Here is a 26,683-nt window from a genome sequence, read left to right on the forward strand (position 1 = left end):
CGTATCACGGCGCTTTCGCGGCAGTGCTCTCCGCGGCAGCCACACTGCGCTTGACCGCGATGAAGCTGTCAGGACTCACCGATATGGAATCGATGCCGCATTCGACCAGGAAGGTAGCAAACTCGGGGTGGTCGCTGGGCGCCTGACCGCACAGACCGACATGTGCACCCGCCTCGTGAGCACTCGCAATGACATTGCGGATCATCCACTTGACGGCGTCATCCTGTTCGTCGAAAAGCGCTGCGAGATCGGCCGAGTCACGGTCGACGCCCAGCGTCAGTTGCGTCAGATCGTTGCTGCCAATGGAGAAGCCATCGAAACGTTGCGCGAAGGCCTTTGCCAGAATCACGTTCGACGGGATCTCGCACATCACGTAAACCTGGAGACCGGCTTCGCCACGATGGATGCCGTTGTCAGCCATGACCTCAAGCACGCGGTCCGCTTCTTTTGTTGAACGGCAGAAAGGGATCATCACCACGACGTTCGTGAAGCCCATCTCATTGCGCAGGCGTCGAATGGCGCGGCATTCAAGCGCGAAGCCTTCCCGGTAGCGTGTGGAGTAGTAACGCGATGCGCCACGGAATCCGAGCATGGGATTGTCTTCCTTAGGCTCGAATTCCGCGCCGCCAATCAGATGCGCGTACTCATTGGTCTTGAAGTCGCTCATGCGGACAATGACAGGGTGCGGATACTGGACCGCTGCGATCCGTCCCAATCCACGCGCAAGGCGATCGACGAAATATTCCGTCCTGTCTTCGTAGCCCGTGGTCAACGCCGCAATGGTCTGCTTGGCGTCTTCGTCCTTGAGTGTGTCAAAGCGGGCCAGGGCCATCGGGTGGATCTTGATATGGTTGTTCACGACGAACTCCATTCGCGCGAGCCCGACACCGTCGGCGGGTATCCGCCACCAGCGAAACGCCGCCGCCGGGTTGGCGAGGTTCAGCATGACCTTGGTGCGCGTCGCGGGGATATTGCCAAAGTCGACCTCTTCGACCGCAAAGTCGGCAATCCCCTCGTAGACGAATCCTTCTCGGCCTTCTGCGCATGACACGGTGATCTCCTGCTCGTCATGCAGCAGATGCGTCGCGTTACCGGCGCCGACGATGGCAGGAAGCCCCAGCTCTCGGCTGACGATCGCAGCGTGCGATGTGCGTCCCCCCTGGTCGGTGATGATGGCAGCCGCCCGCCGCATGACGGGCACCCAATCCGGGTCCGTCGTCTGGGTGACCAGGATGGCGCCGTCGACGAAACGCCCCATGTCGCTGGGGCTTTCGATGATGCAGACTTTGCCGGCGGCGATGGCTTCGCCGATGCTGACACCGGAGAGCATCTTGCGGCCTGCCTTCTTGATATGCCACGTCCTTACCGCACTGGCTTCACGACGTGACTCGACCGTTTCCGGGCGGGCTTGCACGACGAACACCTCGCCGGTGAGCCCGTCCTTTGCCCATTCAATATCCATTGGTTGGCCATAGTGCTGTTCGATCACGCAGGCCCAGCGAGACAAAGCCAGGATATCGTGGTCGCTCAGGACGAAAGCCGCACGCTCGGCTTTCGAGGTGGGGACGTTCTTCGTCGGCTGCTCGTTGTCGGTTGTGCAGATCATTTTGAGGCTTTTTCCGCCAAGCTTTTTCCCGACAATGGGCGATAGCGACGGTTCCGACAACAGCGGCTTGAAGACCTCATATTCATCGGGATCGACTTCTCCCTGAACCACGTTTTCGCCAAGACCCCAGGCCGCATTGATCAGGACCGATTTGTCAAAGCCCGTCTCGGTATCGATGGAAAACATGACGCCGGCGCCCCCAAGGTCCGATCGCACCATGCGCTGGACACCGACCGACAGCGCGACCTTCAGATGGTCGATTCCCTTCGCTTGGCGGTAGCTGATCGCCCGGTCGGTGAAAAGCGACGCGTAGCAGCGCCGGCAGGCGTCAAGCAGGGCGCGCTCGCCCTTGATGTTGAGATAGGTTTCTTGCTGCCCAGCGAAGCTTGCTTCTGGCAGATCCTCGGCCGTTGCGCTGGATCGCACGGCAACGTCCAAGTCGGATTGCCCTGTTCGGCGGTTCAGTTCATCGTAAGCAAGACGGATTGCCCGCGCCGTCTCTTTTGGCCATTCACCGCGAAGCATGGCGCGTCGGATGGCAAGTCCCGCTTCGGCCAGGGAAAGTTTGCTGTCATCGAGGTCGGTGAGCGCCGAGAAGATGACCGGCTGCAAATCATTTGCCTCTATGAATTGCCTGAAAGCATCGGCTGTCAGTGCAAAGCCCGGCGGAACGTTGACGCCCCGTCCCGCCAGGTTGGCCAGCATCTCGCCGAGCGACGCATTCTTGCCGCCGACCCGTGGAACATCGGTCCGCCGGAGATTTTCGAGCCAGACAACGTGCGCGGTGTCGTTGACCATGACGGCCTCCCTTTCGGTGCGGGTTCGACGGATTGTTGCAAGAGGAACCTAGGCGCCACGCCCGAATGCGTCGAAGTCCGGAAACTCGGCGTCAAGGAGCTCATAGATCGTCCTGGCCTTACCGGTGAGTTCGATATCCATGCCGCGGACGAGGTGCTCGTCTGAGCGAAGCCACTTGTACGCGATCTGCACATCCTCGATGGTCGGGTCAATCGCAAGAATACGAGTCAACACCTCCATCTCGAACGGGCCGATGATCTCTCTGATCTCTTTCGCGGTGAGGTGCCCGTGGTTTTGTGATGCGGTCTTCATGGCGATTGCGTCTCCTATATTTTCAAGCCGATCCCTAACCTGAGACGACAAGCAGCAAGGGTGACTCGGCCAGTCGAATCAATACTGGCATGATGGATGGCGCTGGTTTTGTGCCGTATCAAACGAGGGCCGATTACCCTGCGCCCAGAAAAATCGCCTGGACACGTTGGCACTGTCATGCTGCCAGTCGTGCCCCCTGGAGGTGTGCAATGCCGGAAATCGTCACGCTCACGGTCAATCCCGCAATCGATATCGCCACGTCGGTGGAGCGCTTGACGGATACGCACAAGATGCGCTGCGCACCGGTGCGCTGTGACCCTGGAGGGGGCGGAATCAACGTCGCCCGCGTTGTCCATCGCCTGGGCGGGGATTGCCTCGCCATCTACCTTGCCGGCGGTCCGGTGGCCGAGCGATTGGCGCGTCTCCTGTCGGCAGAGGGCTTATCGTTCGCCGTCCTCGGGATCGAAGGGGAGACGCGAGAGAATTTTTCCGTGACGGAACTGTGCAGCCACCGGGAGTTCCGGTTCGTCATGCCGGGGCCGGTCGTCTTGGAGGCGGAATGGCAGCGCTGCCTGGACCACCTCGATTCGCTGCAACCACCGCCGCGCTACCTGGTGCTGAGCGGAAGCCTGCCACTTGGGGTTGCCGACGATTTCTATGCATGGGTCATTGACAGGGCCAAGGCGCGCGGCAGCCGCGTCGTACTGGACACCGCCGGTCCGGCATTGCGTGCTGCGTTGCCGCATACGCCATACCTGATCAAGCCGAGCCTGAACGAGCTTCGGCAACTGACGGGGCACGCGCTGGAGACGGAAGCGGATTGCATGCAGACTGCGCGGGAGATTGTCCGCAAGGGGCACGCGCAGGTGGTGGCGCTCACCCTGGGTGCGGGCGGCGCCATGCTCGTCACGCAGGAAGAGGTTGTCCGCTCGGGTGCTGTCGGAACGTCAATCCTCAGCACGATTGGGGCAGGTGACAGCTTCGTGGGCGGAATGGTGTGGGCGCTAAACCGCGATGCAGGCATGCGAGAGGCATTTCGGTACGGCATGGCCGCCGCCGCAGCCGCGTTGAGCCATGCCGGTACCGAACTTGGCAGCGCCGCCGAAATCGAGCAGCGCTTCGCAGAGATCTCATTGACTTGAGTTGCACCTGCCTCGGCCTGATTGACCGCTGTTGAAGCGCCGCTTGGCTCACAAGGCCGGCGATGATCCGTTGTATGGGTGATCGGTCTGTCGGCTAGGCGGATGGGGGCGATACGGAACGCCCCCTCGGCGCTACCGGCTCCATTTCACGTGCAGTTCGGTCTCTGCGTTGCCATAGTCAAATGTCAGGTGCCCGTGGAATGCATGGTGGATTGCGTGGCCGATGTCGCGCGCCAGATGAAACCCGGTCGTCAGGATGTCAGTGCCGCTGCTCGTGGATTCGACGGCCATGATGCGCTCCATCGGATGATCTGCCCGCAGATCTGCCTCGCGGTGGCGTGCGAGTGTCAGGATCTCCTCCCGATGGGCCGCCTCAAAGTCCCCCGAGAGGTGGATTCTGGCCGCAGGCATCTGGTCGGCGGCACGCTGGCATGCCGAGCAGATCAACGAAGTGGCTCCGGGCGGTGGACTGCGCCATAACCAGCGGCCCTTGAGGTAGACAGCACCGCAGACTGGGCAGCAGCTTGCCGCCGGTGCCTTGTCGGGTTGCCGATACCTGGTGTGGATCGGCTCAACGGCAAATGGGCTCCAGCGTGCCGGCCGCACTCGTTCGGATTGAGAGCGTTGTTTCATGTTGACTCCTATGAGGGCGAGTTCCTCCGGCCTGCTGCAGACCAGAATCTGCAACGCAGTCGCGGTGGACAACTCTCAGAGTACGTCCCGCAGCGCGGCGCACTTTGGGCTGAATCAACTCTGCGTGCAGCAGCGCTCATCGGGCCAGACTCGAGTCGAGCTGCACCGCAATGCCGAGCGGCCTGTCGCTTGAGATAGCGCAATCAATGTGCATCAGCGCTGCCTAGACTGCAGATACTGCCGCTGCATCCGTGGAGTCCGTCGCCCATGTCTGCCCCTCTCACGCCTTTCCTTGGTGTCCGCGAAGCGGCCAGCCGCCTCACCGGAAGCGCTGTCGACTACGACCCCCTGCTGGAGATGGCGAAGGGAAAGCGCTACGTTCTTCTTGGCGAGGCTACGCACGGAACACGCGAGTTCTATCAGTCACGCGCAGACATCACACGGCAGTTGATTGTGCAAGGCGGCTTTGACGCTGTCGCCATCGAGGGGGATTGGCCGGACGTGTGGCGCATCAACCGCTATGTCCAGGGCGAGGGCGCAGACACCGCTACCGAGGCGCTAGGCGATTTCCAGCGTTTTCCGGAGTGGATGTGGCGCAACCCGGACATGCTCGACTTCATCACCTGGCTGCATGAGCACAATACGGCCCTTGCTGCCTCAGAACGTGTGGGCGTCTATGGGTTGGATCTGTACAGCCTGTACCGGTCTGCCGAGGCCGTCATCGAATACCTGCAGAAGACCGACCCCGAGCAGGCAGCGGTGGCGCGCATGCACTACGCGGCACTGGACCATGTGCGGGAACCCATGACGTACGGCTACGAAGCCGCCGCCGGTTTGAGGCTGCCAGCGCAACGCGAGGTGGTCGAGCAACTGCGTCGGCTTCGGGCAAGCGAGGCCAGGCTGATCGAGCAGGACGGCGTCGCTGCCATCGACTCGCATTTCTTTGCCGAGCAGAACGCCATCGTCGTCGTCAACGCAGAAGCGTACTACCGCGAATCATTCGGGCACCGCGTCAATACGTGGAATCTGCGCGATGCGCACATGGCACAAACGCTGTTGGGTTTGGCTGCATACCGGCAGCGCCGAGGCGGCGACGGACGGGTCGTCGTGTGGGCGCACAACTCGCATGTGGGCGATGCGCGGGCAACGGAGTCCGCCAGCCGGCATGAGTGGAACCTTGGACAGCTCGTGCGTGAGCGGGTGGGCGGTGCCGCATTGCTTGTCGGCTTTACCACCTATACGGGCCATGTATGCGCCGCATCCGAGTGGGGCGGCGAGGCCGAGCGGAAATGGGTGCGCCCGGCGCGGCCGGACAGTTGGGAACATGTGTTCCATAGCACCGGGCTGGATCGCTTCCTCCTGCCGCTTGGCGATACGGCGGCAGATGTGTTCCACGAGCCGCTGCTGGAGCGCGCAATCGGTGTGCTGTACCTGCCGAAAACCGAGTACGCCTCGCACTACTTCGATGCCGCCATCGGTGCCCAGTTTGACGCGCTGATCCATCTGGACGAAACCTCCGCCATCGAGCCGTTGACCACGGCGCTGTTACCGTGAATGCGGCTGTTGCGCGGGCACCAGCGCTGGAACGCCGACGGGGGAGCCCGCTTCTGCCTTCGGGGGCGGCATTGGGGTCACGTTGCCAGCCAGAATCATGTCCAGGTCGTGGCGGTCAACCACCTCCTTGTCCAGCAACATATGCGACAAAGCGTCCAGTTTGGCACGCTGGCCTTCCAGTGTTGCGGTCACGCGTGCGCTGGCATCGGACAACACCTTGCGCACTTCCGCATCGATCAACTGGGCTGTGTCTTCGCTATATTCCTTGCGCTCGCGCTGCATCAAGCCTGTGCCGGCGAGTAGCGGGTTGGGCGTCTGCTCATAGGTCGCCAGTCCGAGCTGTTCACTCATGCCGAACTGGGTAATCATCTGGCGGGCCATGTCAGTGGCGCGTTGCAAGTCGTTTTGCGCACCGGTCGATACATCGTGGTACACGATCTGCTCGGCAACGTAGCCGCCCAGCAGCACATCGAGCCGGTCCAGCAATTCGCTGTGCTTGAGGAGGTAGCGGTCCTCCGTAGGTGTCTGCTGCGTGTAGCCCAGGGCGGCGATGCCTCTTGGAATGATGGAAACCTTCGAAACGCGATCGGCCAGGGGTCGGTGCTCGGCCACGATGGCATGGCCGGCTTCGTGGTAGGCAATCGTCTCCTTTTCCGTGGCGTTCATCACCCGGTTCTTCTTCTCCAGGCCGCCAACGATGCGGTCAAGCGCCTGGTCAAAGTCGGTGGTCTCGACGGCGGATTTACCTTCGCGCGCCGCAAGAAGCGCCGCCTCGTTGACGAGGTTGGCCAGGTCGGCGCCGGCAAAGCCCGGTGTTCGGGCGGCAATCTTGCCTAGGTCGACATCGGCCCCCAGCGTGACGTTTTTGGCGTGGACCTTGAGGATCTGCTCTCGCCCCTTGAGGTCCGGACGGTCCAGGGCGACATGACGGTCAAACCGGCCAGGACGAAGCAGCGCAGGGTCAAGTATTTCGGGCCGGTTCGTCGCGGCCATGATGATGACGCCCTTGTTGCTGTCAAAGCCGTCCATTTCGACCAGAAGCTGGTTCAGCGTCTGCTCGCGCTCTTCATTGCCACCAACCAGGTTGAACGCACGCGTCTTGCCCAGGGCATCGAGTTCATCGATAAAGATGATGCACGGCGCCATGGATTCGGCCTGGCTGAACAGATCCCGCACGCGTGCGGCACCTACACCAACGAACATCTCGACAAACTCCGACCCGCTCATACTGAAAAAAGGCACGCCGGCTTCACCGGCAACTGCCTTGGCAAGCAGCGTCTTGCCTGTGCCGGGAGCCCCCACAAGCAACACGCCCTTGGGAATCCTGCCGCCCAGGAGCTGATACCGCAGTGGCTCTTTCAGGAAGCTCACGATTTCCGACAGCTCGTCCTTGGCTTCATCGATGCCGGCAACGTCGGCGAAGGTCACGCCGGTTTCCTTTTGCATGTAGACCTTTGCCTTGCTCTTGCCGATTTCCATCAGCCCACCGGCGGCGGCCCCGCCCATGCGCCGGATCAGGAAGTTCCAAACCGCGAAGAACAGGAGCGCAGGCACCACCCACGACAAGAGGGTGCTCAACCATTTGTTGTCCGGCCGACCGACAAAGCGCACCTTTGCCGCCTCCAGCTCCTGAACAAGAGCGGGGTCATTCACGCGAAGGGTCTGGAAAGGATGGTCGCCCTTGCCCGTGCGGTGGATGGCATCGACCTGCTGCTGCGTCAGCAACGCCTCGACGCCTTCCGTGGAGAACGTGCCGGTGATGTCCTGGTCACCAATGGCGACGTCCTTGATCTTGCCCGCATGCAGTAGGGCCTTGAAGTCGCTGTAGGGGAGGGTGTCGATCTGCTCGGACATGAACAGCGTCTGGAACGCCAGCATGGTCAACGCGACGATGACGGCGTACCAGAGCGAGAACCTTTGCTGCCGCGGCTGCATACTCTCTTTCACGTGTCCACCTTCGCATGGTCGTGCGTCAACCGGCATCCGGATCGAACCTTGATGTTCGTGCTTGAGCCGGAATGACGGTTGATGCGGATCAACCCACCCGCAAGTTGGGGTCGGCTTACAGCAGGAAAACTTACGTTGCCACTATCGGCGGCGTGTGGGCGATGGCGGAAACAACCTCCAGCAGCCCGCCTGGTGACGAAAGAAGACGATGGCAAGCGGGCGGGCGGATGTCGTCAGCTCCGCCCGTACGCAGCCGCAATCGACGCCGGGGCAATGCAGGCGCGTGATTCGCAGATGCGGCATATCGCTCAGGCCAAACCACTTGGTGACCAGCTCGCGCAACGAGGTGTCGCATTGGGGCATGGAGTTCTCCGGTGTCACGCGGCCCGAGCCTGCGGCTGTGCGGTCCGACATTCGGTCGAAAGCGCCAGCAGCATCAGCTTGAATAGCGTGCGCGCAGCTCGCACGGGGCTTTTCAGGCACGCCTCCACCTGTGCGCTGCGGCATTCTCCGAACAGGCACCACGAACAGAAGTGCTCGCAGTTGTTGGTCAGCAGCCGATAATTGCGCTCCCCCAGGCGTGAACCGGCACGGCGGGCGACTTCTTCACCGTCGTAGCAGGGGCTGGCGTCGCGCTGGATGGTCACTGCAAAACCGCATGCAAAGCAGCCAATGGAGATGCGCTCCACCGGCCCGCGGCGCTGACGGCGCGAGAAGCCGGCGTAGTGAATGACCTGCCCATTGCCGACATAGATGCCGTGGTGTTCGTACCCATCGCGGTCCGCTACAAGGTGTGCGCCAACAGGAAGCGCAGTGTCAAAAGCGGCGAGGTCTTGCGGCGCATTCCACAGGGCGATGCATTCGATGTTCCGGCTCATGGCGCGCTCCGTTGTACTGGCTGGGCGTTGTCGAGTTCTGGGGGCGATGCGACAAGACGCTGCGCTGTTTGGTGGTGTGCCACCAGTATTGGCAGTGCACGCGCCGGCGTCATGCAGGCTGCGCTGAGAATACTGTCGGAGCCGCGGGTTTCCATGTCAGGAAAGCCTGACACGGCAGCCGGCACCTCAGAAGCGATGTGCTTGATGCGAGTCGCAAGCCGCGCCTGCGACGGCTACCGTGCGCCACCGTTGATCTGCCGCAAGGCACTCCGGCACTGCCGTGCCACGATGAATCTGGTGACCCCAGGAACCCGGGGATTACTCATCAGGAGGCAGTCATGAGTCAACTCAAGCGTTATGACCCGTTCGCCATTGAACCGGTTGGCGATATCTTCCAGGGGCTTCTGCGCTCGGTGCGCGGCAGCATGGATAGCGTGCTGCCATTCAAGGTCGACGTGACGGAGTCTGACAAGGCATACAGCGTTGTTGCAGAAATCCCGGGGGCGAAAAAGGAAGATATCGACGTGACGGTCGATCGCGGTACGGTCATGATCTCGGCCAAGGTGGAGCGCACTTCCGAAGAGAAGGAAGGCGAACGCATCATCCGCAGCGAGCGCTACAGCGGCACCATGCAGCGCATGTTCACGCTGGATGCGGCAGTCGATGAGAGCAAGGTCGACGCCACGTACGAAAACGGACTGCTGCGTGTGACGCTGCCCAAGAAGGACGCCTCTCCACAGCAGCGCATCACGATTCGCTAGGCGCCAGGGGACTGTGGCATGCGGCTGCAATTTCTCGGCGCGACCGACACGGTAACCGGCTCGAAGTACGTGCTTGAGACCGGCGGGCGCCGCGTCATGGTCGACTGCGGGCTGTTTCAGGGCTACAAGTCGCTGCGTCTGCGCAACTGGGACAAGCTCGCCGTCAACCCGCATCACATCGATGCGGTCGTGCTCACGCATGCCCATATCGACCACAGCGGCTACCTGCCGCTGCTCGTGCGCAATGGGTTTCATGGTCCGGTCTATTGCACGAAAGGCACGTCTGAGCTGTGCAACATCCTGCTGCCTGACAGCGCTCGGCTTGCGCAGGAGGATGCACAGTACGCGAACGCCGAGGGGTTCTCGCGCCATCATCCCGCCTTGCCGCTCTATGACGAAAAGGACGCCGCCAGGGCGTTGCGCCGCCTGCATCCCGTCGGCTATGGCGAGCGCTTCTCCGTTGCCGAGGGCGTGGAAGCGGAGTTCCACCGTGCAGGACACATCATCGGTGCGGCCACGGCAACATTGCTGACCGAGGGGCGCCGCATTGTCTTCTCAGGCGACCTGGGGCGGCAGGTCGATCCCGTCATGCGGCCACCCGAGCCCATTGCGGAGGCCGATACCCTGTTGGTCGAATCGACCTATGGCGATCGCGTGCATCCGGCGGGAGACCCGCTCGATGCACTCGAGCGGGTTGTGCAGCGGACCATCGGGCAGGGCGGCACGCTGCTGATCCCGGCTTTCGCTGTGGGGCGTACGCAGGAGCTTCTGTATTGCCTTTACATGCTGATCCGCGAGCATCGGATTCCACATGTGCCGATCTACCTCGACAGCCCGATGGCCGAACTGGCGACGGGGGTGTTTGCGCATCATATTGACGATCTGCATATCGAGGCTGCCGACTGCCAGGCTGCCTGTGCATTGGCCATTCCGGTGCAGAGCCCAGAACAGTCGAGGCATCTGGGGAACGATCGCGCGCCCAAGATCATTCTTGCGGCAAGCGGCATGGCAACGGGCGGGCGGGTGCTGCATCACCTCAAGAACTTTGGCGGCGGCAAGCGCAACGCCATCCTGATGTCGGGCTTCCAGGCCGCCGGCACGCGGGGCGCCGCGCTGCTGGCCGGTCAAAGGGCGTTGCGCGTGCACGGACGCGAGGTTGCCATCCGAGCCTCGGTTGAGCAGATCCAGAATCTGTCCGCCCACGCGGATGCCAATGAACTGATGACCTGGTTACGGGGCTTCACGCGGCCGCCACAGCAGACCTTCATCGTGCATGGCGAGCCAGCCGCCAGCGACGCCTTGCGCCAGCGCATCGAGCATGAATTGCAGTGGTCGGTCTGCATGCCGGAGTACCGCGAGTCCTACGAACTGGAGGGTGCATGACCGCCCCGACCGTTGCTCTGGACCCGCAGCGTGTGCTGATTGCCATGCCGGGCTGCGACACTGCCACCATGCGACTTGCCATCCCGCTGCGCGCAGAGTTGGGGCATGCCGCAGTGACCCGCTTTCCGGACGGAGAGTCTTACGTGCGGCTTTACACGCCCGTGCACGGCGCAGAAGCGGCCATTGTCTGCACACTCGATCGTCCCGACGAGAAGCTCTTGCCACTGCTCTGGCTCGCGATTGCCGCACGCCAGGGCGGGGCGCGCCGCGTTGGCCTGATTGCGCCGTACCTGCCGTATATGCGGCAGGACGTCATCTTCAATGCGGGCGAGATTCGCGCTGCGGAACACTTTGCCGCCTTGCTCAATCCCGTGTTCGACTGGCTTGTCACGGTGGATCCGCACTTGCATCGCATTTCGCATTTGTCGGAGGTCTATCGCGTGCCGACGGTCGCCGTGGAAGCCGCACCTGCCATTGCCGAATGGATTCAGACCCATGTACAGGCGCCGTTCCTGATCGGGCCTGACGAGGAAAGCAGGCAGTGGGTCGAGCAAGTAGCTGGCATGTGCGGGGCCCCATGGGCTGCATTGACCAAGACGCGACACAGTGCGTGGCACGTGGAAGTGGCTGAGTTGCCGAACATTCCACCAAGGTGTGTGCCGGTACTCGTCGACGACATCATCTCGACCGGGCGCACGATGCTCGCCGCCGCAGGCTTGCTGCAGCGCGCCGGCAAACCGCAGCCGGTATGCGTAGGAGTGCATGCTGTGTTCGCCGCCGACGCGTACAGCCAGCTGTGTGCGGCCAGCGCCGAGGTGGTCACGTGCGACACGATCCCGCATCCTTCGAACCAGATTGCACTGACAGGGCCGCTGGTCGACGCCATTTCACGCATGTTTGATCTACCCCTGCCTTTGAGCAAGCAGATGCTTGTTTGACCGGGGCGCTTTCGTATCTGGAGGCCATCATGAAACAGATCAGGTTCCTGCCTGACGACCCGACATACTGCGCAGCGGGGCCGCACCTGCAATGCCGCGCGTCGGTCGATGGCTGCTCCGCAAGCTACGCAATCACGGCGGAAGCCCTCGAGGATCATTTTGGTGCGCTTTCCTGCCGGTCGGACGATCTGCTGAGCGCGTTCAAGGTGCACCGCGGAGATATCGAAGAAGTTGCACGCCTTCTGTTCGAGCAAACAGGTTCCAAGGAGATCACGCTGCACAGCGGGCACTTCCGGTTCGCTGGCTGACATGCCTGTCATGACCACCATCTCCATGCCCTCGGTTGACGCACCCGTTGCGCCGCCGGGATGCCTCAGGTTCAAGGCGCTTGGCATTGACACGTGGCAGGAGCACGTCATCTACATGCACCCGGACAGCGCGATCTGCCGGTCGGAGGGCTTTGCCGCGCAGGCCCGTGTGGAAGTGCAGATCGGCCAGCGATCGGCGATCGCCACGCTAAACCTGGTGGGCTCGGGGTTGCTGGAAAAGCATGAGGTGAGCCTGTCAGCCAGCGCGGTCGATTCGTTGATGGCGCGCCCGGGTGACGAAGTCTGCGTCAGGCACGCGCCGTCGCTCGAGTCGCTGCGCGCCCTGCGGGCCAAGATCTATGGCGGGCATCTGGACGCCAAGCAATTGCAGGAGATCATTGCTGACATCTCGCATGAGCGTTATGCCGATGTCCATATCGCGGCATTCCTGAGTGCCTGCGCATCTGGTCGCATGACCATCAAGGAGACCATCGACCTCACACAAGCGATGGTCGACTCGGGTGAGCGCCTGCAGTGGGATCGCGCCGTTGTGGCAGACAAGCACTGCGTGGGCGGTCTGCCCGGCAATCGCACCAGCCCCATCGTGGTTGCCATCTGTGCGGCGGCGGGGCTGTTGCTGCCTAAAACGTCGTCACGCGCCATCACCTCGCCTGCGGGTACCGCCGACATGATGGAAACGCTCACCCGCGTCAACCTGAGCGCGGCAGAGTTGCGATGCGTTGTGGGGCAGGTTGGGGCATCGCTCGCGTGGGGCGGCGCATTGAGCCTCAGCCCCGCGGACGACGTCTTGATTCGGGTGGAAAGGGCACTGGACGTCGACAGCGATGCCCAGCTTGTGGCGTCCATTCTCTCCAAGAAGATCGCGGCCGGGTCCACCCATGTGTTGATCGACGTGCCTGTGGGGCCGACGGCCAAAGTCCGTAGTGTCGAAGACCTTGAACGCCTTGAAATGCTGCTCAAACGTGTGGCGCAAGCTTTTGGGGTGCAGGTGCTGATGGTGCGCACGGATGGCGCGCAGCCCGTTGGCCGCGGGATCGGCCCTGCGCTGGAAGCAAGAGACGTTCTGGCTGTACTCCAACGGACCCCTACCGCGCCGTTCGACTTGCGGGAACGGTCTCTATTGCTGGCCGGCGCATTGCTGGAGTTTTGCGGTACGGCTGTTGCCGGAACGGGGCTTGTCATGGCAACCGACCTGCTGGACAGCGGTGCTGCATGGCGAAAGTTCGAAGCGATCTGCGAGGCACAGGGTGGCTTGCGCATCCCCGGAGAAGCCGTGTTCCGCCGCGACGTCGTTGCCGAACAAAATGGCATCGTCACCCACATCGACAACCGCCACCTTGCCCGCATTGCAAAGCTTGCGGGCGCGCCGATGCGTCAAGTCGCGGGCGTACAGATGCGTGTGCGACTGCGGGATCAGGTGAATGTTGGGCAACCGCTGTTCACGATCCACGCGCAGGCCTCGGGCGAGCTGGAGTATTCGTCGGCATATGCGTTGACGCATGCTGTGGTGGGACTGTCTCCGATTGGCGTGGGCTGACATCGGGCTGTCTCCGCCTACCCGCTGGCGGTGCAGGGCGGCTGAACAGACGAGCGCGCATGCACCGGTTGGAGGGCCTGCACTTGCCAGGCTGCTGAACGCCGAAAGCCACCCGCCCGGCCTAAGCATGATCTGCAGTAACTTCCCTTACCACTCAACGTACTCTGGATAACGCCATGCAATCCGACCTGAAGTACTCCCGTCCCCTGCGCGCGCTCCATTGGCTCGTGGTTCTGGCGGTGTTGATCGCCGTCGCGGCGATCGAAGTTCTCGATTTCTTCCCGAAAGGCAGCGCCGGGCGTGCCGCTCTCTTCATGCTCCATCAGACAGCGGGGCTCTCCGTGCTCGCTTTGATGGTGTTGCGCCTGTTGGCCCGGGTGGCCACGCAGGCCCCGCCTCCCGTTCCGGGCACACCGCTGATTCAGCTTGCAGCACGACTCACGCATGGCGCGCTCTATGCACTGATGGTTGGGATGCCCCTTCTGGGCCTGTTGGCACTGGCCTGGGGTGGCAAGCCGATCCAACCGTTCGGGCTGGATCTGCCGCTGGCGGTTGCACAAGACAAGACGTTGGCGCAATTGGCCAAGGAGGTGCATGAGTCGGGCGCCACGCTGGTCTATATCGCGGTGGGGCTGCATGCCGCCGCGGCGCTCTGGCACGAATTCATCCTGAAGGATCGGCTGCTGCGCCGCATGATCTAGCGCACATGAAAACTGCGCCGACAGGAGGCTCAATGATGCACTCCACGCGCTTGCTCGCCAACGTAGCATTGCTTGCCGTGTCGGCGCTGACTCTGGCGGCCGGGTTGTGGGCACGGTACCTCGGTGCCGATGTCCTGGCGTGGCAACTCTGGCTGATTGGTGTCGTTCCAAACTGGCTGACCCTGGTCGTCACGATTGTTCGGTCACTGATGCGACGGCAGGCCGGCGTGGATGTTCTGGCAGTGATATCGATCAGCTTTGCGCTCCTGTCCGGCGAGGTGCTGGTCGCAGCGGTCATTGCGTTGATGCTCGCAACGGGGCGCGCGTTGGAAGACTTCGCGCAAGCGCGTGCGCAGCGCGAGATGACTGCGTTGCTCGGCCATGCACCCAAGCGGGCCAATCGTTTCGCCGACGGGCAGTGGCACCAAGTCAGTCTGGAGAGGGTGCAAGCGGGTGACCGGCTGCTGGTGCGGCACGGTGAAGTCGTGCCGGTGGACGGCACCTTGTCCGGGCCTGCCGATCTCGATGAATCCACGTTGACCGGAGAATCACTCACCCGCCATCGTTTGACGGCCGATGCCATTTGCAGCGGCGTGCTGAATGTGGGCGCCGCTTTCGAGATGATCGCGAGTGCATCCGCCGAAAAGAGCACGTTTGCAGGCGTTGTCCGGCTGGTCAGTGCGGCGCAGTCCGAGCGCAGTCCTTCCGTAAGGCTGGCTGACCGGTACGCCTTTGCCTTTGGGGGCGTCGCTGTTCTCCTGGCTGGGGCAAGCTGGATTCTCACGGGTGATTCGGCACGTTGTCTTGCCGTGCTCGTCGTGGCCACGCCGTGTCCGCTCATCCTGGCAGTGCCCGTCGCCATCGTTTCAGGGCTGTCGCGTTGTGCCAAGCGAAGCGTCCTCGTCAAAGGTGGCGGCGCGCTCGAGCGGCTGGCGTTGGCCGACACGCTGTTCTTCGATAAAACTGGCACGCTCACCAGCGGATATGCACGACTGGTCGATGTTGAATGCGCACCACACTACGCGTCCGATGTTGTACTGGGCCTGGCCGGCTCACTCGCGCAGGCATCGAATCACGTCACGGCAGAAGCCGTCGCCAAGGCCGCGCGCGAGCAGGGTGCGACGCTGCGATTGCCGAGCGAGGTTGTTGAGAGTCCGGGCGCTGGCGTTTGCGGCCGCGTTGACGGGCATGTCGTTTCCATCGGCGCGTTGCCATATGTCTTGGGCTCGTCCGCCGAGCCGCCCTGGGTGGAAGCGTTCGTCAAGCGCGTGAGCTATGCCGGTGCGTCGGCTGTCTTTGTCGGCGTCAATGGTGAACTGGTGGGCGCATTGCAGCTGATCGACCGCGTTCGCCTTGAGGCGCCTCGTGCGCTCCGACTCCTGCGTCGTGAGGGCATCAAACGGCAAGCGATGTTGACCGGGGATCGGGCAGATGTTGCCGAATCGGTTGGGTCCATGTTGGGGGTGACGGAGGTCCATGCGGCCCTGTCGCCAGCGGCCAAGCTCGCGGTGATTCGGGGCGCCCGCGCCGACGGCAAGGTGATCATGGTCGGTGATGGCGTCAACGATGCACCTGCGCTCGCCGCGGCGGACATTGGCGTGGCGATGGGTGCGCGCGGCGCTGCGGCCTCTTCGGAAGCTGCAGACATTGTCTTGTTGGTCGACCGCCTGGATCGGCTCGTTGACGCGGTCCGGATAGCGCACCGTACACGCAGCGTGGCACTGCAGAGCGTGATGATCGGCATGTCGTTGTCGCTGGCAGCCATGGTTGTCGCAGCGCTGGGCCATCTACCACCGTTGGCGGGCGCCATGCTGCAGGAGCTCATCGATGTATTGGCGATCGCCAGCGCGTTGAGAGCGCTGTTGCCCACGCCAGATGAAGCGCCCCGTTCACTCGTCTGCGCAGACGTCGAGCGCCTCAAGGCTGAACACGCCGAGCTGGAGCCCATTCTGAGCCGGATCCGCATGGTCGCAGACGCGCTGCCCCATATGGGAGGCAGTGCCGCAAAAGGCGCGCTGCTATCGCTCAACCAGTCCTTGGCTGACGTCCTGGTACCACATGAGCGCCGAGACGATACCCAGCTCTATCCGGACGTCGCCCGCCTGCTCGGTGGAGACGACCCGATGGCGGCAATGAGCGCCATGCATCGCGAGATATTCCGCGTGACGAACCTGTTGGGCCGAATCGTGGCGGATGTTTCCGCCGACGGCCCCGATGCCGCTGTGACGCAAGAGCTGCAACGCTTGCTGTATGGGCTCGATGCCATCCTGCGGCTGCATTGCGCGCAAGAAGACGAACTGTTCCATGTGCTCGGTGGGGAGGCTTGATCAACATGGCAAACCTGCTTGCGTTGTTCGGGACAGTCTTCTTGCTCAATGTGATGCCGGCCTTCGCACCGCCGACGTGGATGGTGATGTCATGGGTCGGCTTCTCGCGACCCGAGGCCGACCCCGTGATTCTTGCAGGCGTTGCCGCTTGTGCAGCGACGGTCGGCCGGCTGGTGCTGGCGCGGCTCTCTTGCTCACTCGTGCGCAACCGCTGGATGCGCGAGGCCGATCGCCAGAACATCGATGTGGTGCGCGCCTGGCTGGAAGACCGCAAAGGTATGACGGTCGGCCTGATGCTCGCATACGCCTTCAGCCCGTTCCCGTCCAACTACATCTTCATTGCTTACGGCTTGACTGGGATGCGGTTATGGCTGATCGGCCTGCCGTTCTTCGTTGGCCGCTGGGTGAGCTACCTGACCTGGACGCACATTGCCCAGATTGGCGCGCGCTATCTAGATGAGGAAACAGAGATCGACGGGGCGTATATGGGTGTGTACTTCGTCGTGTCGCAGGTCGTGTTTCTGGCGCTCGTCTATGGGTTTGCCAAACTGGATTGGCAGCACTTGTTGCAAACGAAGCACCTCCGATGGCGGCGACGGGAATCGATTGCATCTCCCGCCAAAGACACACGGACAAAGGTCGAGCGCTGAGCAGGGTGCATTGGCAACGAGCCTGAGACGTATTGCCGACACGCTGGGCCCGCAGGGATCGTGTCCACAGCGGTTGAGGTACGTCAACGCCTTGCGGGCGAATACAAGTAGCCTGAAAGAACCAGTGCGTTGCCCCTCTCTTCTTCGCCCGGCAAACCTTGCCAAGACATGGGCGGCAGAGCTTGATCAGTCAGGCATGCACTACGCCCCCGAGCGCCTTGCAGGAGATCGATATGTCGGCCTGGGCAATTGAACAGCACCGTGGCTGCTCCATTCATATTCTGGTGGTCGTTGGGCGTTGCGATGGATTCAAGTACGCCTACACCGGCTTTGTCTGCTCGCCAAAACAAGCCGCGTTGGAGTATCCGAAACTGGAGCGTTTCCACCACGTCTCTCCGGATTTTGATTCTGTGGATGTTGCCATTGCGGCAGGCATGCAGGTGGGGAGGGCGATTGCAGAACGCTGGACGTCGCATTCAGCGCAGCACCAAACATCTGAGCGGCCCACTCGCCCGCCCTCCTAGCAGACCGGTGTGTCGTGGAAACGGTGTTCAATATTCAGGCCGTCAGCAAGGTCTACCCAATGGGGAGCGTGAGCGTGCGCGCTCTGGAACACGTCGACCTCGAACTCGGGCCGGGTGAAATCGTTGTGCTGCTCGGGGCGTCGGGTAGCGGAAAATCCACGCTACTCAACCTGATGGGCGGGCTGGATACACCAACGAGCGGTTCCATCGTGTATCGGGACCACGATCTTTCCCACGCGGGAGACCGGGGCCTGACGCGCTTCCGACGGGAACATGTTGGATTCGTCTTTCAGTTCTACAACCTGATTCCAAGCCTGACTGCCCGCGAGAACGTCGCACTGGTGACGGACATCGCGGAGCATCCGCTGGATCCCACTGAGGCTCTGAACAGGGTCGGGATCGGGACGCTTGCGGATAACTTTCCCTCGCAGATGTCGGGTGGTGAGCAGCAACGCGTTGCCATCGCCCGCGCGGTCGCAAAACGGCCAGATGTCCTTCTGTGCGATGAGCCGACCGGCGCACTGGATTTCCGGACCGGGCAACTGGTGCTGGAGGTGCTCGAACAGGTGAACCGCGAGTTCGGCACCCTGATCGTGATCGTCACGCACAACGCCGTCATCGCCGACATGGCGGATCGTGTCGTTCGTATGAGCAGCGGCACCATTGTCGAGCACCGCCGAAACGGGCAGCGTGCCCGAGTCGGAGACCTGGCATGGTGAGCATGCTTGTCCGGCTACTCTGGCGAGACCTCTGGCAAATGCGGGCGCAGGTCTTGGCGGCAGTCCTCGTTGTCGGATGTGGTGTCGCCACGTTTGTTGCGATGCGCAGCACCTATCTGGCTTTGTTGAACGCCCAGCAGGACTACTACGCGTCATACCGTTTTGCCGATCTCTTCGTCCATCTGAAGCGCGCACCACTGGAGATTGCCTCGCGCGTTGCTGCATTGCCTGGAGTGTCACATGTGGACGCACGCGTAGTGTCAGATGTCACGGTCGACATACCCGGCCTTTCCGAGCCAGCCACGGCGCGCCTCGTTTCCATCCCGGAGCTCGGTTGGCCCGCGCTCAACCTGCTGCACCTTCAAAGCGGCCGATACATTGCGCCGGGCAGAGAGGATGAGGTGTTGGTCAGCGCGGCCTTCGCAGAGGCCAACAGCCTGCGAGCGGGCGAGTACTTCAGCGCCATCCTGAACGGCCGCTGGAAGCGCCTGCACATTGTTGGTCTTGCAATCTCGCCGGAGTATGTCTACGAGGCAGGCGCGGGCTCCATCTTCCCGGACAACCGCCATTACGGCGTAGTCTGGATGGGAGGGAATGCGGTTTCGGCAGCGTTCCGCATGGATGGCGCCTTCAATGATCTCGTGCTGTCTCTCGATGGCAGCGTGCCCGCGCCGCACGTCATCGCGCAAATCGATCGAACGTTGTTGCCGTACGGCGGACTTGGAACAATCAGCCGCGATCACCAACTATCGAATCGGTTCATTACCGACGAGATCGCACAGAACCGCGTGACTGCCACCTATGTGCCAGCCATCTTTTTTCTGGTCGCAATGTTTCTGCTGCAGAACGTCCTGACCCGACTGATCGATACACAGCGCTCACAGATCGGTTTGATGAAGGCGTTTGGATACGGTGACCTTTCAGTCGGTTTGCATTACCTGCAGCTCGGATGCGTCGTTGCTGCGGCAGGCACCGTTGTCGGTATTGGAGGGGGATTGGCGTTAGGGACATATCTAACCGACCTCTACGCCCGTTACTACCGGCTGGCCCACCTCGAGTTTCGCGCCGATTTTTCGACGATGGCCTGGGCGTTCTTCATTAGCTTTGGAACGGCGGTTGGCGGTGCCATCGCGAGCACTGCGAAAGCCATGAGATTGATGCCCGTCGAGGCGCTTCGCGCGGTCGTTCCGCCAGCGTTTTCAGTGGGCTGGGTAGAGCGGGCGGGCATCTACCGGCAAATGAGCGTGGTGTGGCGAATGATTGCGCGCAATATCGCGCGTCAGCCCGTCAAGTCGCTTCTTGGTTCTTTGGCCATTGCGTGCGCAAGCGCAATTCTTGTCGTCGGCGGGTTTTTCTTCGATTCAATCGATTTCCTTTTCGATACCCAATTCCAGCAAATCGAGCGGCAGGATGTGACGGTGGCCTTTTCTCAACCCTTATCCCACCGCGCCATCTACGCAATAGAGCGTCTGCCCGGCGTGCTGAAGGTCGAGGGGTTCCGCGATGTACCGGTCAAGCTATCCGCGGGGTATCGGTCTCGGCGCGTCTCGCTGAGTGGAATCGCTCAGAAGGCGGATCTGCACAGGCTAATTGATGACGAGGGCAGACCGTTGCATATGCCCCCGGACGGCTTGGTGGTTTCGGCCCGACTCGCCGCCGTTCTTGGCATAAGACCTGGTGATCCGATCACGATCGAAGTGCTTGAAGGAGAGCGTCAAACCAGGCAAGTCACGTTGATGCGGCTGTCCGGAGATCTGGTGGGCGTCGCGGCCTACATGGACCAGCATGCACTGGCAAAGCTGCTTGGGGAGGGTGGAAACTGGTCAGGTGCGAGGCTGTCCGTCGATCAGCATGCGGCTGCCCATCTGTATGCGACGCTCAAGCGTCTGCCAGCGGTGAATGCAGTGGCGGTTCGCCAGTCCGTCATCGCCAGCTTCCGCAAGATCATGGACGAGAGCGTTCGTCTGTCCACGTCCATCAACTTCGCCTTTGCCTGTGTGATCGCGTTTGGTGTGGCGTTCAACGGCATGCGCATCGCTTACTCGGAACGTGTTCAACAGTTGGCTTCCCTGCGCGTGCTCGGGTTCACGCAGGCCGAAGTCGCGTGGATTCTGCTCGGGGAGCAGTTTGTGCTCACCGCCATTGCGCTGCCAGCCGGACTTTTGCTTGGCTACGGCGTGTGCGGGCTCCTCTCTACACGGCTGGCAACCGACTTGTACCGGCTTCCGCTCGTGGTTCACGCCGCGACCTTCGCTTACGCATTCGTTGTAGCCGGTGGCGCGGTCGTGTGTTCGGGGCTGCTGGTGGCGGCCAAGATCAGACGGTTGGATATCGTCGCAGTGCTCAAGGCAAGAGAATCATGAAGCGTGGTGGCCTGCGAAAGACGCTCGCACTTGCAAGTGCTGCGCTGGCGCTGGCATTGGCGCTCACGTACGCACTCTGGCCGGTACCTGCGGCCGTGGACAGAGGGCGTGTCACCCGTGGACCGCTTCAAGTCACGATCGATGAAGACGGCGAAATCCGTGCGCATGATCGTTACGTCATCACTGCGCCCATCACAGGCCGACTGCTTCGCGTTGAACTGCATGAAGGCGATCAGATTAAGGCAGGGCAGGTGATCGCCGTTCTGGTGCCGGCGCCGATGACTCCGGGAGAACGAGCGACCCAACGCGCACGTGTTGATGCGGCAGAGGCAATTTTCAGTGAGGCCCAGGCGCGGGCCGCGCATGCGCGGGCAGACTACGACCAAGCCCGCCGAAACTTGGACCGGGGCGAAACGCTTTTGAGCAGCGGTGCCATGTCCAGGCAGGAAGTGGAGCAGATGCGGACCATGGCTGCATCAAGTGCCAGCGATCTGACAGCAGCACGCGCAAGAGAAACGTCCGCCGCCGCCGACGTTCGTGTCGCCATGGCAAATTTGAAGGCGCTGGAAGCCGGGCAACCCGTTGAAGTCCGTGCCCCGACCAACACCGTTCTGTTGCGCATCGAACAACAAAGTGAGCGCGTGGTGCTTGCAGGCGCGGCCCTGATGCTTCTGGCCGACCCATCGCGCTACGAACTCGTCGTCGACGTGCTATCGACCGATGCGGTCAAGATCAGTCCTGGCATGCGCGTATCGGTAGTGGAGTGGGGCGGTCCGTTGGCCGTCAACGCCACGGTCCGGACAGTAGGTCCAGGGGCGTTTACCAAGGTGTCGGCGCTCGGGGTTGAAGAACAGCGCGTCCATATCGTGGCGGATCTTGTCGACCCGCCAGGCAGGTTGAATGATGGGTACCGCGTACAAGGGCGCATCGTCATCTGGGAACAACCCGACGTACTGAAGCTGCCGATTGGCGCGTTATTCCGCTGCGGCGGTAACTGGTGCACGTTTATCGTTAAGAACGGAAAAGCTGTACAGCGAATCATTCAGATCGGACAGCGCAACGCGGAGGAAGCCCAGGTGCTCGATGGGCTTCAGGACCACGACACCGTGGTCGTCTATCCTCCGCCCACGCTCAGTGACAGCATGAGCGTGCGCCCCCTGAACGCCCGTTGATTGCACGGGGGCTAGGGGCCTACGCGGCGCAGACGCAGCGCATTGGATACCGCCGCAACCGAACTCACGCTCATCGCGAGCGCCGCGCTCATGCGACGCAGCAGCAAGCTGGCCCGCCGGATCTACTTCTGCCTCATGCCGCCCATACCCGGACCCATTCCGCGGCCCATGCCCATGCCCTAACCATCCATCATCATTTGCATCACCTCCTGCATCACGGCGGTGTTCCGTTCCATCATGCCTCGGCATGTGGGTTGGGGCGGGTGGCGTGGATTCGGCGGGGACAATACAAAGGTCGCACGAGCCCGGCTGATGCGCTGCTCAGCCGTTCATGCGCACGCGGTTACTTAGGTGGAGGCCGGCGAATTTGCCGGCCCCAACATGTCGCAGGGTCAATTCAAATCAAAGGCGAGACGACATGTACTGCTCCCGGACCGCCAGCCCGGCGTAAGGCAGGTTGCTCGCGGTGACGACTGCCACGTAGTCGGAAAATCGCCACTGCAAACGCGCGGTCTGCAGTGGCGATGCGCCCAGTACCGCTGGCGATGCATCACCCATTGTCGACGTTGGCATACCGAGCACATCTCGCAGCGCATGTCTAGCGCCATCCCAGGCGGCGGTTGTGTCGTTGGCGCTCATACCCCGCCGGTAGACGTCTACACCGATGAGATGGCCGTTCGGACCGAAGCTGAGCCATAACTCGCTGACGGGCGGGCCGGCAAGACCGAGCTTATTGGCTTCGACGCCGCGACAACGAAGATAGCTGTAGCCGTGCTTGACATCTTCACAGGCTATGCGATTTTCGTGTGCCCACTGGCGGGCCTCCTCGGGGGTCGTGGCATCCAGTACGAACCCGCCGGGGACCGGGCGAGCCGGCGCGAACTTCACAGCCCGAAGGTGCGCTAGTCCGCTGGCGCGCAGCGCGCTGACTTGCTCCGCAGTGGTGTTGTCGACGGGGCACGGAACGCCAAGCATCGCGAGCACAGGACGAGCCGCCTTCAAGTGCATCGCACCGACCAGACCGATCGCAACCGTCAAGGCTGCAATGCCGGGCAGTGCGTAGCGGCGCAACCCGCTTCGCGGGCTCACTTGCAGTTCTGGGCGGTGTTAGGGCCCAGATACTGAGGCATGGTCGACACGATGGTCGACTTGAGGCCGGTGAGCACGGGTGCTACGCGAGAGATGTAGCCATCCGGAACGCCATCGGTCTTCATGACAGCGGCGGCATCGGTAATGAACTGATCGAACACACAGCCAGGGATGCCAACGTCAGAGTGTGCAGTGGCCATGTCGTCACACATCACGGTAGTGCCGTCCGCCGCGACTTGCCCCGGATAGCTGAAGGGGCCGCCAAACAGCGCTTTGAACTGGAGGTTCAGGCAGGCTTTGAGACGTCCGACCGTATCGTGTCCCGGCTTACCGATGTTTGCGAAGTACGGTGCTTCTTTGGGGTCCGCAAGCAGTCCGGACACCGCATCGTCGACCACCTTTGAAATGGCGGCCGGTGCGCTGGCATCTCCACCAAGCCCGGCCCACATGTCGGCATTTTGGGGAAATTGTGCTGTCGACGCCGTTGATGCCATCGCCTTGGGCGTGTCATCGCCCCCTCCGCATGCACTCAAGGTCGCGGTGGTCAAGGTCAAAACCAGTAGCAGTGCTCGCTTCATGGGTCAATCTCCTTTGGCAGGGTATGGATCGGGCACTGCGCGGTTTATCTCAAGGGCTGCGCAGCGCTGGTTTGATATACGTCTGCCAGGCGATTTCGGATGCAGAATGGATCAAGCCAGCACCCCATTCATGCGCTCCACGCGTTCCAGGCGTGACCCTTGGCCACACGTCGACCCGGCTCTGGCGGCAGCGACCAACACAGCCCCCGCTGTTCTGCCAGCGTGCGGCCGATCCGCCATCAGCACGGTAGCCGGCGTTCATGTAGCGTCCCCCTCCAGTTCGGCGAGCACAGCCGCGATCAACAACCCCGATCTGCGACCGCACGACGCTCTGAGCGTCGGCAACCATCGGTTCGGAGGGTGTCGACGATCTTTCTGATGCAAAGTCAACTCAATTCTGTGAACCACCAATGCGTTGTCGCACGATCTGTTTGTGCATCCGATAGCCGGTTGGATTCGTATATCGGTTGCTTCCACATTGCGAAGCGCCACGATAGAGGTCAACGATGAAACGGTTTCAACTGGCAGGGTTGTCTGGTGTTCTGGTTTCTTTCGCAATCATTTCTGGCGGCTATGCGTCCGTAGCGGCGGCCGCAATGGGCGATAGCGAAGCGACCACCATGGTGGGCGGCGCTCCGATGTATCCGTCCAAGAACATTATTCAAAATGCGGTCAATTCGAAGGATCACACCACGCTTGTTGCTGCCGTGAAGGCAGGCGGCTTGGTCGATACGCTGTCCGGGGCAGGCCCATTCACCGTATTTGCACCGACCAACGAAGCCTTTGCGGCGCTGCCCGCCGGTACGGTCGATAAGTTGCTCAAGCCTGAAAGCAAGCCGACCTTGGTCAAGGTGTTGACCTATCACGTGGTGCCCGGCCGGCTCACGGCACAAGACCTGATGAAGGCCGTCGCCGATGGCGGCGGCAAGGCGATGCTCAAGACCGTCGAAGGTGATCCGCTCACCGTCATGCAGAAGGGCGACCATCTGACCGTCACCGACGACAAGGGCGGGGTCGCCATGGTCACTATCGGCAATGTGTACCAGTCGAACGGCGTGATTCACGTCGTGGACAAGGTATTGATGCCGTAATCCTTCCCGTGAAGCGCGGGGGCGAGTGCCCTCGCGCGCTCGGACTATGACGAGAGGAAAGGCAATGTCATCCCAACTTCGCTACGCTCAAGACGTTCGTTGCGGGAACAACGCCGGTGGTATACCTTTGCCACATCCCGTCATGGGCAACCGAGGCACGCGAAATCATATGCACGTTGTCGGAGCATCTTTGCCCGAAGCCGAGGGCACGATATCAGCGCGCCAGGAAGCCGTTCGGGAACGGCTCGTTGAGTTGCTCAAGCAAACTGGCGAAGGAAGTAAATCAGCGTTCGAAGAGCTCTACACGCTAACTTCTCCCAAACTCTATTCGTTGGCGTACGGAATCCTTCGCAGCTCAGGTGAAGCCGAAGACGTGCTGCAGGATATCTATGTCGCCATCTGGCAACGCGCCGACCAATTCGATCCTCATCGGGGGACCGCCATGACATGGCTGATCTCGCTGGCGAGGAACAAGTCGATCGATCGTCTTCGGCAATCGCGCGAGACCACCGGTGATGAGACGGACTGGGGCCAGATCGTCGATGAACGGGCAACGCCATCAGAAGTGGCGGACATGAGCCAGGAGCATCGACGCCTGGAGAGTTGCATTCGCAAGCTGGAGGGTCGCCAGCGTGGTGTGATCGTGGAGGCGTTCTATACAGGGGTGACCTACGCTGAACTCGCAGCGCGTCTGAGCGTGCCGGTCGGTACGATGAAAAGTTGGGTGCGACGCAGCCTGCTGCAACTGAAGATGTGCCTGGAGCAGCAGTCATGACGCCAGATCGCGATCTGGAGTGCGCTGAATACGTTCTCGGTTTGTTGGACACCGAGGAACGCAGCGCCGTGGAGCGTGCACTGCATGAAGATGCAGCCCTACAGGCAGCAGTCGATGCTTGGGAATTTCGTCTTTCTCCCCTCGGTGAGGCTGTCACCCCCAGGCAACCACCTGTGCGCGTGTGGAGGCGAATCGAGGCCGATCTGGGGCTTGTAGAGCGAACTGGCGCGCCTACGACTGTGCCGGCAGGGGCACAAATGCGGCGTTTTTGGAACAGCATTCGGTTCTGGCGCACGTTGGCGCTTGCAACGACTTTCGCAATGGTTGCTGTCGTCGCGGTGAATCTTTTCCTCGCAGCACCCCCTGAGGCGCCGTCTGGTTTGAAGTCAGCTTATGCTGCGGCTGCGATTGCAGATGACGATGGCGTGCCGCATTGGACCGCGACCGTCGACAAAGCAAAGCGCGAGATCATCGTCGTGCCGGCTGTCGCATTTCAGGTCTCGGACAGCGCTTCGACTGAGCTCTGGCTGATTCCAGAAAATAGCAAACCGATCTCGTTGGGAGTCTTCCCCTCCAATCGCTCGACTTCAATTGTGTTGTCGAAGGAAAATGCCGCCAAACTTAATGCCCGTTCAGCTCTGGCTGTTTCGGTAGAGCCCAAAGGAGGTTCTCCGACGGGCCAAGCGACGGGTCCTGTGGTGGGCAAGGGCGCGATGCATGAGACGTAATGAAATTGTCTATCTCTGCATGAATAACTCCATTGCAGCAACCTTGCTCGACACTGTTTGAAGCGTCGAGCAACGTCGTGGCCATGTAATCCCCCTTCGCGCTACTGGCGCATTTGCGCCTATACAACGCCGCCGCGAGCTCCCGCCT

Annotated in this window: 25 protein-coding genes; 17 read left to right on the forward strand and 8 right to left on the reverse strand. The window is 61.8% G+C overall.

All coding sequences use genetic code 11. The features are described from left to right. Positions 1–4: 4 nt before the first annotated feature. Positions 5–2,404, reverse strand: a complete 2,400-nt coding sequence (gene ppsA, locus AAHM38_RS14975; RefSeq protein WP_116575927.1) for a phosphoenolpyruvate synthase — start codon at positions 2,402–2,404, stop codon at positions 5–7. Between the two features lie 48 nt (positions 2,405–2,452). Then, positions 2,453–2,716, reverse strand: a complete 264-nt coding sequence (locus AAHM38_RS14980) for a hypothetical protein (RefSeq protein ID WP_009241743.1) — start codon at positions 2,714–2,716, stop codon at positions 2,453–2,455. A 209-nt stretch (positions 2,717–2,925) separates the two neighbouring features. On the opposite strand from AAHM38_RS14980, the gene AAHM38_RS14985 reads away from it, so the two are divergent. Then, positions 2,926–3,858 carry a 1-phosphofructokinase family hexose kinase gene (locus AAHM38_RS14985; protein ID WP_116575926.1) on the forward strand — a complete coding sequence of 311 codons (933 nt, stop codon included), beginning with the start codon at positions 2,926–2,928 and terminating at the stop codon, positions 3,856–3,858. Positions 3,859–3,990: 132 nt separating this feature from the next. Here the strand turns inward: AAHM38_RS14985 and AAHM38_RS14990 are convergent, their stop codons facing one another. Next, complete coding sequence (locus tag AAHM38_RS14990) at positions 3,991–4,491, reverse strand: BCAM0308 family protein (protein ID WP_116576022.1); 501 nt, start codon at positions 4,489–4,491, stop codon at positions 3,991–3,993. Positions 4,492–4,758: 267 nt separating this feature from the next. On the opposite strand from AAHM38_RS14990, the gene AAHM38_RS14995 reads away from it, so the two are divergent. After that, positions 4,759–6,045, forward strand: a complete 1,287-nt coding sequence (locus tag AAHM38_RS14995) for an erythromycin esterase family protein (protein ID WP_342234296.1) — start codon at positions 4,759–4,761, stop codon at positions 6,043–6,045. Here AAHM38_RS14995 and ftsH read toward each other — a convergent pair. The 3 genes from ftsH to AAHM38_RS15010 all read right to left on the reverse strand — a co-directional run bounded on the left by ftsH (position 6,037) and on the right by AAHM38_RS15010 (position 8,870). Beyond that, positions 6,037–7,980, reverse strand: a complete 1,944-nt coding sequence (ftsH, locus tag AAHM38_RS15000) for an ATP-dependent zinc metalloprotease FtsH (protein ID WP_116575924.1) — start codon at positions 7,978–7,980, stop codon at positions 6,037–6,039. The genes AAHM38_RS14995 and ftsH overlap by 9 nt on opposite strands. 153 nt (positions 7,981–8,133) lie before the next feature. Beyond that, entirely contained in the window at positions 8,134–8,355 is a 222-nt protein-coding gene (locus AAHM38_RS15005) for a hypothetical protein (protein WP_009241738.1), read from the reverse strand. A 14-nt stretch (positions 8,356–8,369) separates the two neighbouring features. Continuing rightward, positions 8,370–8,870 carry a lecithin retinol acyltransferase family protein gene (locus tag AAHM38_RS15010; protein WP_116575923.1) on the reverse strand — a complete coding sequence of 167 codons (501 nt, stop codon included), beginning with the start codon at positions 8,868–8,870 and terminating at the stop codon, positions 8,370–8,372. Between the two features lie 338 nt (positions 8,871–9,208). On the opposite strand from AAHM38_RS15010, the gene AAHM38_RS15015 reads away from it, so the two are divergent. The 12 genes from AAHM38_RS15015 (at position 9,209) to AAHM38_RS15070 (ending at position 22,274) form a co-directional block, all read left to right on the forward strand. Then, positions 9,209–9,631 carry an Hsp20/alpha crystallin family protein gene (locus tag AAHM38_RS15015; protein WP_004634108.1) on the forward strand — a complete coding sequence of 141 codons (423 nt, stop codon included), beginning with the start codon at positions 9,209–9,211 and terminating at the stop codon, positions 9,629–9,631. A gap of 18 nt (positions 9,632–9,649) precedes the next feature. Further along, positions 9,650–11,014 (forward strand): MBL fold metallo-hydrolase RNA specificity domain-containing protein, encoded by a 1,365-nt coding sequence (locus tag AAHM38_RS15020; RefSeq protein ID WP_116575922.1) that lies wholly within the window; start codon positions 9,650–9,652, stop codon positions 11,012–11,014. Next, positions 11,011–11,952, forward strand: coding sequence for a ribose-phosphate pyrophosphokinase (locus AAHM38_RS15025; protein WP_116575921.1), 942 nt, complete (start codon positions 11,011–11,013; stop codon positions 11,950–11,952). Before AAHM38_RS15020 ends, AAHM38_RS15025 begins: the two co-directional genes overlap by 4 nt. A 29-nt stretch (positions 11,953–11,981) precedes the next feature. After that, positions 11,982–12,260, forward strand: a complete 279-nt coding sequence (locus AAHM38_RS15030) for a DUF1488 domain-containing protein (protein WP_009241734.1) — start codon at positions 11,982–11,984, stop codon at positions 12,258–12,260. Between the two features lie 10 nt (positions 12,261–12,270). Further along, positions 12,271–13,818 (forward strand): thymidine phosphorylase family protein, encoded by a 1,548-nt coding sequence (locus tag AAHM38_RS15035; RefSeq protein WP_259393901.1) that lies wholly within the window; start codon positions 12,271–12,273, stop codon positions 13,816–13,818. A gap of 176 nt (positions 13,819–13,994) precedes the next feature. After that, positions 13,995–14,519, forward strand: coding sequence for a cytochrome b (locus tag AAHM38_RS15040; protein WP_116575919.1), 525 nt, complete (start codon positions 13,995–13,997; stop codon positions 14,517–14,519). Between the two features lie 35 nt (positions 14,520–14,554). Further along, a complete protein-coding gene (locus AAHM38_RS15045; protein WP_116576021.1) occupies positions 14,555–16,846 on the forward strand; it encodes a heavy metal translocating P-type ATPase in 2,292 nt (763 codons plus the stop codon). A 5-nt stretch (positions 16,847–16,851) separates the two neighbouring features. Further along, positions 16,852–17,496 (forward strand): hypothetical protein, encoded by a 645-nt coding sequence (locus AAHM38_RS15050; RefSeq protein WP_009241730.1) that lies wholly within the window; start codon positions 16,852–16,854, stop codon positions 17,494–17,496. Between the two features lie 233 nt (positions 17,497–17,729). Beyond that, positions 17,730–18,020, forward strand: a complete 291-nt coding sequence (locus AAHM38_RS15055) for a hypothetical protein (protein WP_012430378.1) — start codon at positions 17,730–17,732, stop codon at positions 18,018–18,020. Between the two features lie 14 nt (positions 18,021–18,034). Next, positions 18,035–18,739, forward strand: coding sequence for an ABC transporter ATP-binding protein (locus AAHM38_RS15060; RefSeq protein ID WP_009277617.1), 705 nt, complete (start codon positions 18,035–18,037; stop codon positions 18,737–18,739). Continuing rightward, the gene (locus AAHM38_RS15065; RefSeq protein WP_116575918.1) at positions 18,733–21,102 is read left to right on the forward strand and encodes an ABC transporter permease; all 2,370 of its coding nucleotides are present in this window, start codon (positions 18,733–18,735) and stop codon (positions 21,100–21,102) included. Before AAHM38_RS15060 ends, AAHM38_RS15065 begins: the two co-directional genes overlap by 7 nt. Then, complete coding sequence (locus tag AAHM38_RS15070; RefSeq protein ID WP_009241726.1) at positions 21,099–22,274, forward strand: efflux RND transporter periplasmic adaptor subunit; 1,176 nt, start codon at positions 21,099–21,101, stop codon at positions 22,272–22,274. Before AAHM38_RS15065 ends, AAHM38_RS15070 begins: the two co-directional genes overlap by 4 nt. A 402-nt stretch (positions 22,275–22,676) precedes the next feature. On the opposite strand, the gene AAHM38_RS15075 is transcribed toward AAHM38_RS15070, so the two are convergent. Then, positions 22,677–23,345 carry a hypothetical protein gene (locus tag AAHM38_RS15075; RefSeq protein WP_009277616.1) on the reverse strand — a complete coding sequence of 223 codons (669 nt, stop codon included), beginning with the start codon at positions 23,343–23,345 and terminating at the stop codon, positions 22,677–22,679. Between the two features lie 14 nt (positions 23,346–23,359). Next, positions 23,360–23,941, reverse strand: a complete 582-nt coding sequence (locus AAHM38_RS15080) for a hypothetical protein (protein WP_009241724.1) — start codon at positions 23,939–23,941, stop codon at positions 23,360–23,362. Positions 23,942–24,447: 506 nt separating this feature from the next. Here AAHM38_RS15080 and AAHM38_RS15085 point away from each other — a divergent pair. The 3 genes from AAHM38_RS15085 (at position 24,448) to AAHM38_RS15095 (ending at position 26,535) form a co-directional block, all read left to right on the forward strand. Next, positions 24,448–25,032: a fasciclin domain-containing protein gene (locus tag AAHM38_RS15085; protein ID WP_009241723.1), complete on the forward strand. Its 585-nt coding sequence runs from the start codon at positions 24,448–24,450 to the stop codon at positions 25,030–25,032. A 64-nt stretch (positions 25,033–25,096) separates the two neighbouring features. After that, complete coding sequence (locus AAHM38_RS15090; RefSeq protein WP_009241722.1) at positions 25,097–25,807, forward strand: sigma-70 family RNA polymerase sigma factor; 711 nt, start codon at positions 25,097–25,099, stop codon at positions 25,805–25,807. After that, on the forward strand, positions 25,804–26,535 hold the full coding sequence (locus tag AAHM38_RS15095) for an anti-sigma factor (RefSeq protein WP_116575917.1): 732 nt from the start codon (positions 25,804–25,806) through the stop codon (positions 26,533–26,535). The genes AAHM38_RS15090 and AAHM38_RS15095 overlap by 4 nt, the downstream gene beginning before the upstream one ends. The last annotated feature ends 148 nt before the right edge of the window (positions 26,536–26,683 follow it).

This window comes from Ralstonia sp. OTU4908 (assembly GCF_038440115.1).
Lineage (GTDB): Bacteria > Pseudomonadota > Gammaproteobacteria > Burkholderiales > Burkholderiaceae > Ralstonia > Ralstonia pickettii.